We start from the raw sequence: 6,415 nt of genomic DNA, 5'->3' as shown, positions 1-6,415 counted from the left end.
CCAGAAGGGCGGCGGCGTGCCGTGCCTGGTGGCCGTCAACCATGATGCTTCCGGCAATGCGCTCGATCTGGCGCTCTCCTACGCCTGCGCCGTCGGCGGCGGCCGCTCCGGCATCATCGAGACCAATTTCCGCGAGGAATGCGAGACCGACCTGTTCGGCGAGCAGGTGGTGCTCTGCGGAGGCCTGGTCGAGCTGATCCGCGCCGGCTTCGAGACGCTGGTGGAAGCCGGCTACGCGCCGGAAATGGCCTATTTCGAGTGCCTGCACGAGGTCAAGCTGATCGTCGACCTGATCTATGAGGGCGGCATCGCCAACATGAACTACTCGATCTCGAACACCGCCGAATGGGGCGAGTATGTCTCGGGTCCGCGCATCATCACCGCCGATACCAAGGCCGAGATGAAGCGCGTGCTGAAGGACATCCAAACCGGCAAGTTCACCTCGGAATGGATGCAGGAATACCGTGCCGGCCTGGCGCGCTTCAAGGGCATCCGCCGCAACAACGACAGCCACCAGATCGAAGAGGTGGGTGCGAAGCTGCGCGCGATGATGCCGTGGATCGCCAAGAACAAGCTGGTCGACAAGGAGAAGAACTGAGGCGATCCACGGTCTTTGCATTGCGCGTCCTCGGGCTTCGCCCTGCGGGCGCGCGGTGATCGCCAAGAACAAGCTGGTCGGCAAGGCTAAAACTAGGAAGCTTGCGCCAATTCTACCCTGCCGGCCATCTGCCGCGGGTTTCTGCGCTTCCGGTGCTCACGGACTTCAATGTCCGCGCCGCTCCGGTTCTCGAAACCCGCACCAGCTGACTCAGCAGGGCGAATTGTCATCAAGCTTCTGGTCGCGAAATACCAAGCCGGCGGAGCAATCCGCCGACTTTTTCGTGCCAGCCCTTCGGCTAGCAGGGGAGGCGGAGCTTCAGCCGTAGTGCCAGTGCGGCTTCGGTTCGGTGCCGGTGAACTCGACGCCGATACGGCCGTCGCGGCGCCAGCGCACCACGGCCTTGTAGCCGATGCCGTCGGTCGGCACGTAGAGCAGGAACTCGTCAGGCACCCGCGCCTCGATCGGCACTTTGAGCTCGGCGCCGCCGGCATGCATGTTGCGCAGCGTGCATTTGACCTCGGAATTGGCGATGCCGGTCAGGATCGACGCGCCTTTCAGCACGCGCTGCCGGTGCTTGTCCCTGTTTTCGTCCTCGGCCATGGCATTCCGCTTTCGGGCGATCCGCTCCGCCTATCCGATAGACCCGCCTGATGAAGAGCGCGTTAGCGCCGGTGGTGCTTGGCGCGTCTCATGGTGCCCCCGAGGCAAAAACGGCGCCGCTTGACACGGCGCCGTTTGCGCATTCCTCGATCCGTTGCTGCTCAGCTATATGGCGACCAGCACTGCTGGCGTGGGCCATTATAGGGCTGGAACGTGTTGTCCCAGGCCCGGTACGAGCGGTAGCGGTCGTAGCACCACTGGATGTGCGCGCTGGACAGACGCTGCGTCCGGTAGATCCGCCGGGGCTGAGCGTAGTAGCCGTTGTTGTAGTAGCCGTTGTTGTAGTACAGGCTGCCCAAGCCCAGACCGAGGCCGAGGCCCAAAATGGCGGCATCGGAGTCCCTGAAATGCCGGCGATGATGGTGGCGTCTCCAGCGCCAGTCGTCGCCATCCCAGTTACGATCACCGTCCCAATTGCGGGAGAAATTCCGCTCGCGGAAATTGCCGGACCGCCACCGCCCGTCGCGGTTGCGCCAACGCCAATCCTCCTGGAGCTGCCGGTCATTGCCGCCGGCCCACTCGTCACGAACAGGCGTGATGCCGGGCGCCGGCAGATTGGCCGGGACCGACAGGTCAGGCTCAAGGATCGGACCAGCCAGTGACGGTGCCGTCACGCCAGCCACAAGACCCAGGGTCAGCAGACCGGACCTCAACGAAGACAAAAAGTGCGGTTTCATTGCACACTCCGAAGACTTCAGGCCCCACGCCCAGAATACCCCGGGAAGAGGCCTATTTATGGAACTTGTCGTCTGAACGGCGGATGAACGGAAAGGTTCCGTCAACCATCACGGCCCGCATCGCGGGCTCTTGTCTTCACCGGTACTTGCAGGCAAAGGTCACGGCCATGTCGCTGCGCCTTGCCACCTTCAATGTCGAGAACCTGATGAACAGGTTCGATTTTTCCGGCTATCGCAACCAGCTAAACGAGGATCGAGCGCTGGCGCTGTTCGATATCCAGAGCGAGGCCGAGTACAAGATGCTGGAGCAGGCGCGTGCCATTGCGCAGTCCGACGACACGCGCCAGCTCACCGCGCTGGCGATCGCCGCCACCCGTGCCGACATCATCTGCATGCAAGAGGTCGACAACATCGAGGCGCTGAAGGCCTTCGAATACGGCTATCTGTTCAAGATGGTCGGGCAGGGCTATCGGCAGAAATACACCACGGCCGGCAATGATACCCGCGGCATCGACGTTGCCGTGATGATGCGGAGCGAGACGGCTGACGGCCAGCCGATCGAATTCGTGCGCATGACCAGCCACGCCCATGTCACCTTCGAGCAATTTGGGCTGTTCACCTCGGAACTCGCGGCGCTCGGCTATCAGGCAATCGAACGCATCTTCCGGCGCGACTGCCTCGAGGTCGACCTGAAGATCGGCGGCGTGCCGCTGACGCTCTATCTCGTGCACTTCAAATCGATGGGTTCGCCGCGCAATGGGCTGGACGGCCGCGAGGCGACGATGCCGCTGCGTATCGCTGAGGCGCAGGCGGTGCGCCGCATCATCGAGGAGCGCTTCGGCAAGGATCATGCTGCTGACAAGCGCTGGGCGATCTGCGGCGACATGAACGACTACCGGCAGCGGGTGAAGATCGAGGGCGACAGCGTCGACGGCTACCGTTTCCAGGTGATCGACGAGAGCCAGTCCTGCATCAACGTGCTGACCGCCGGCGGCTTCTGCGAAAACGTTGTCGAGCGACGGCCGGAGATGGACCGCTGGAGCTTTTACCACACGCGCGGTCCCGAGGAACGGCACCTCTGCCAGCTCGACTATATCCTGTTGTCGAAGGGGCTGGCGGCGAAGAACGCGACCGCCGTTCCCGACATCGTCCGCAACGGCCAGCCCTGGCGCACCATCTTTCCGGCCGGCCAGGAGGTCGAGCGCTTCCCGCGCGCTGGCTGGGACCGACCGAAGGCCTCCGACCATTGCCCGGTGGTGATCGCCCTGGACATGGCCTGAGCTGCATCTCAACACACCTCAGAGCAAGATGAGCTTCGACCTCCCACGCAACGTCATCCTGCCGGTCGACAAGGTCGATGTCAGGCTCGACCCCGGCCGGCATCCGTTCGAACGCGACAACGCCGAGGCGATCGCCGAGAACTGGCGGCGCGAGATGGGGGCGAACCCAGCGCTGTTCGACGGCACGGTGGTGTTGCTCTCGGCGCTCGCCTATCGCGACGGCGGGCTCGTCGGCCGCTGCCATGCGGTGAAATATTCGACCTTCATGCTGTGGCGGAAGAAGCGCGAGGCGAGCGGCGCCGAGCATGCCTATGCGCATGCCATGCTGGTTGCCGGCGACAATGCGCTGGTGGCGATCCGCATGGGCGCGCATACCGTCAATGCCGGCCGCGTCTATTTCGCCGCCGGCTCGTTCGAGCCGATCGATTTCCGCGACGGCCTCGTCGATGTCGACTTCAACATGATCCGCGAGGTGCGCGAAGAGACAGCGATCGACCTGTCGGGCGCCGAACGCGGCCGGCGCTATCATGCGCTGTCGACGCCGAGCGGCACGGTGATCTTCCGCCGCTATCAGGTGACCGAGCCTGCCGACGAGATCGCGCGGCGCATCCGCGCCTTCATTGTCACGGAGGCGGAACCGGAGATCGAAGGTCCCGTCGTCATCCGTGATGCCACCGACCTGCCGGACGGGCTGATGGGACATATGAAGCCGCTGATCGAATGGCATTTCGCGGGCGGCGACGAAGTCCCCTGAGTCCTTATGGGAAGATCGGCGGCAGCGCCTCGTCCGACATGCTTTTCCGGCAGCCGCCGTCGTCCTTGTAATAATAGCTGTAGCCGTTGATGGCCGGCGCGCCGCCGAGATGCGCGTAGAGAATTCGTGAGCCCTCGGGGAAGAAGCCCTTCCTGGTCAGGTCGATCAGGCCCTGCATCGACTTTCCCTCGTAGACCGGATCGGTGATCATGGCCTCGGTGCGGGCCGCCAGGCGGATCGCGTCGTTCGTGGCCTCCGACGGAACGCCATAGGCGGGATAAGCATAGTCGGGGTTGATGACGATTTCGTCGTCGCGGACGGCGCGGCCGAGCCCGACGAGGGCGGCGGTGTCGTCGACGATGCGGCGGACCTGGGCGCGGGTCTGGTCGAGCGTGCCGGAGGCGTCGATGCCGATCACCCGGTCGGCACGGTTCTGCGCGGCGAAGCCGACGATCATGCCGGCCTGCGTCGAGCCAGTCACGACGCAGACGATCATGTAGTCGAAGGCAAAGCCGAGCTCAGCTTCCTGCCGAGCCACTTCTTCGGCGAAGCCGACATAGCCCAGCCCGCCGAACTTGTGCACCGAGGCGCCTGCCGGGATCGGATAGGGCTTGCCGCCGGCGTCCTTCACCGACTGGATAGCGTCCTCCCAGCTCTTGCGGATGCCGATGTCGAAACCGTCGTCGACCAGCCGGCTGTCGGCGCCCATCAGGCGTGTCATCAGGATGTTGCCGACCCGGTCATAGACCGCGTCATAGTGGGGCACCCATTTCTCCTGGATCACCACGCATTTCATGCCGATCTTGGCGGCCGTCGCGGCGACCATCCGCGTATGGTTCGACTGGACGCCGCCGATCGACACCAGCGTATCGGCGCCGGAGCGAAGAGCATCCGGCACGATGTATTCGAGCTTGCGCAATTTGTTTCCGCCCATGGCCAGCCCGGAATTGCAATCGTCGCGCTTTGCGTAGACGTGGACTTTGCCGCCCAACGCAGCGCTCAGCCGGGGCAGATGCTCGATGGGCGTCGGACCGAAGGTCAGCGGATAGCGTTCAAACTTCGCCAGAAGTGACATCGATCTGTCTCCGCTCTTTGTCGTTTTCGATGCTTTGATAATAGGCGCAGTCGGGCGAAAGGTGTTCTCGAACTTGCCGGCAGAATTTTCATATCTCCCAGATATTTGCGATATGATTGACCTGTTCGTTCATATAGGCTGGCAAAAATGGAAGAATCTTCCACCGAGTTGGACCGCATCGACGTCAGGATCCTGCGCACCCTTCAGGCCGAAGGACGGCTGACCAATGCGGAGCTGGCGGCGCGCGTGAATGTCAGCGCCGCCACCTGCCACAGGCGCACGCAACGCCTGTTCGAAGAAGGTTACATCACCGGGGTCAGGGCGGAGATTACGCCCGCTACGGTAGGGCTTGGCGCGCTGGTGATGGTCGGCGTCGTGCTCGACCGTTCGACACCTGAAAGCTTCGCCGCTTTCGAGGAAGCCGTGCTGAGACTCAAGGAGGTTCTCGACTGTAATCTCGTGGCCGGCGACTTCGACTACCTGCTGAAGATAAGGGTTCGCGACATGGCGGATTTCAACAAGCTCCACGGGCAGAAGCTGATCGCGCTACCGGGCGTACGGCAAACCAGGACTTTCTTTGTCATGAAGGAGGTCAAGGAGAATGCGCGGCTTCCGTTTTGACAGGCCGCGGAGCAAGGGCGCGCAAGCTCAGCGCTGCGCCTTGTCCTGCAAAGCCTTGCGATCGTTGCGGGCGGCGATGAAGAACAGGATGACGCCGAGGCCAAGCAGCGCGCCCATCGCCATTCCCATCGTCTGGCCGACGACCTCCTGAAAATTCGTGGCGACGCGATCGGGATTCTGGATACCGTAGCCGGCGAGATACCACCACAGCCCGGCCAGGGCGGCCTCGAAGATCGCCAACACCAGGATCAGCCGCGCCTTCTTGCTCATTCGAATCTCCCCCCATGTGCCGAGGCCATGCAGTAGCATTGCCGGATGCGTGGCGACAGGGGTGGCGAGGGCATATTCCGGTAACGACCGCGCCGCCTCACTCGTGCCGCAGCGCGTCGATCGGGTCGAGCCTGGCGCCGCGCAGCGCTGGGAAGAAGCCGAACACCATGCCGATCAGCGCCGAAAAGCCGACCGCGAGCAGGATGACCGCCGGGCTCGGCGCGAAGGGGATGATCAGCGCCACCGAGGCGATGGCGGCGAGCGCCAGGCCGATCAGGATGCCGATGATCCCGCCGAGGAGCGACAGCACCGTCGCCTCGACCAGGAACTGGATGAGGATGTGCTTCTCATGCGCGCCGATCGCCAGCCTGATGCCGATCTCGCGCGTGCGTTCGGTGACCGAGACCAGCATGATGTTCATGATGCCGATGCCGCCGACCAGCAGGCTGACGCCGGCAACCGCGCCCAGCATGCCGG

The 6,415-nt window shown here is 63.6% G+C and carries 9 protein-coding genes; 4 read left to right on the top strand and 5 right to left on the bottom strand.

The features are described from left to right. The coding region (gene ilvC, locus EN742_RS20075) for a ketol-acid reductoisomerase (protein ID WP_128333187.1) at window positions 1-598 on the top strand (598 nt) is incomplete at its 5' end. 318 nt (window positions 599-916) lie between these two features. On the opposite strand, the gene EN742_RS20070 is transcribed toward ilvC, so the two are convergent. Beyond that, window positions 917-1,201: a PilZ domain-containing protein gene (locus EN742_RS20070; protein WP_126053990.1), complete on the bottom strand. Its 285-nt coding sequence runs from the start codon at window positions 1,199-1,201 to the stop codon at window positions 917-919. 161 nt (window positions 1,202-1,362) lie between these two features. Further along, window positions 1,363-1,938, bottom strand: a complete 576-nt coding sequence (locus EN742_RS20065; protein WP_126053991.1) for a BA14K family protein — start codon at window positions 1,936-1,938, stop codon at window positions 1,363-1,365. 167 nt (window positions 1,939-2,105) lie between these two features. Here EN742_RS20065 and EN742_RS20060 point away from each other — a divergent pair, with 167 nt between their 5' ends. Both EN742_RS20060 and EN742_RS20055 read left to right on the top strand, forming a co-directional pair. Continuing rightward, complete coding sequence (locus EN742_RS20060; protein WP_126053992.1) at window positions 2,106-3,218, top strand: endonuclease/exonuclease/phosphatase family protein; 1,113 nt, start codon at window positions 2,106-2,108, stop codon at window positions 3,216-3,218. A 28-nt stretch (window positions 3,219-3,246) separates the two neighbouring features. Then, window positions 3,247-3,972 (top strand): hypothetical protein, encoded by a 726-nt coding sequence (locus EN742_RS20055; protein WP_126053993.1) that lies wholly within the window; start codon window positions 3,247-3,249, stop codon window positions 3,970-3,972. A gap of 4 nt (window positions 3,973-3,976) precedes the next feature. Here EN742_RS20055 and EN742_RS20050 read toward each other — a convergent pair whose 3' ends face one another. Further along, window positions 3,977-5,047 (bottom strand): 1-aminocyclopropane-1-carboxylate deaminase, encoded by a 1,071-nt coding sequence (locus EN742_RS20050; protein WP_126053994.1) that lies wholly within the window; start codon window positions 5,045-5,047, stop codon window positions 3,977-3,979. Between the two features lie 147 nt (window positions 5,048-5,194). Between EN742_RS20050 and EN742_RS20045 the strand changes: the two genes are divergently transcribed. Then, a complete protein-coding gene (locus tag EN742_RS20045) occupies window positions 5,195-5,668 on the top strand; it encodes an Lrp/AsnC ligand binding domain-containing protein (protein WP_126053995.1) in 474 nt (157 codons plus the stop codon). A gap of 27 nt (window positions 5,669-5,695) precedes the next feature. Here EN742_RS20045 and EN742_RS20040 read toward each other — a convergent pair whose 3' ends face one another. Together EN742_RS20040 and EN742_RS20035 are read right to left on the bottom strand one after the other, a co-directional pair. Then, a complete protein-coding gene (locus tag EN742_RS20040; protein ID WP_126053996.1) occupies window positions 5,696-5,938 on the bottom strand; it encodes a hypothetical protein in 243 nt (80 codons plus the stop codon). A 97-nt stretch (window positions 5,939-6,035) separates the two neighbouring features. Continuing rightward, window positions 6,036-6,415: FtsX-like permease family protein (locus tag EN742_RS20035; protein WP_128333186.1), on the bottom strand; the 380-nt coding region annotated here is incomplete at its 5' end.

The sequence above is a fragment of the Mesorhizobium sp. M4A.F.Ca.ET.020.02.1.1 genome, from assembly GCF_004022645.1.
Lineage (GTDB): Bacteria > Pseudomonadota > Alphaproteobacteria > Rhizobiales > Rhizobiaceae > Mesorhizobium.
The sequence above is the reverse complement of the archived record's forward strand: the minus strand, read 5'-3'. Positions and strand labels throughout refer to the sequence as shown.

What these genes read in the sequence shown, in the direction of transcription:
- EN742_RS20040 (WP_126053996.1), bottom strand. Translation starts at nt 5,938, where the DNA reads ATGAGCAAGAAGGCGCGGCTGATCCTGGTGTTGGCGATCTTCGAGGCC.
- EN742_RS20045 (WP_126053995.1), top strand. Translation starts at nt 5,195, where the DNA reads ATGGAAGAATCTTCCACCGAGTTGGACCGCATCGACGTCAGGATCCTG.
- EN742_RS20055 (WP_126053993.1), top strand. Translation starts at nt 3,247, where the DNA reads ATGAGCTTCGACCTCCCACGCAACGTCATCCTGCCGGTCGACAAGGTC.
- EN742_RS20060 (WP_126053992.1), top strand. Translation starts at nt 2,106, where the DNA reads ATGTCGCTGCGCCTTGCCACCTTCAATGTCGAGAACCTGATGAACAGG.
- EN742_RS20065 (WP_126053991.1), bottom strand. Translation starts at nt 1,938, where the DNA reads ATGAAACCGCACTTTTTGTCTTCGTTGAGGTCCGGTCTGCTGACCCTG.
- EN742_RS20070 (WP_126053990.1), bottom strand. Translation starts at nt 1,201, where the DNA reads ATGGCCGAGGACGAAAACAGGGACAAGCACCGGCAGCGCGTGCTGAAA.
- EN742_RS20050 (WP_126053994.1), bottom strand. Translation starts at nt 5,047, where the DNA reads ATGTCACTTCTGGCGAAGTTTGAACGCTATCCGCTGACCTTCGGTCCG.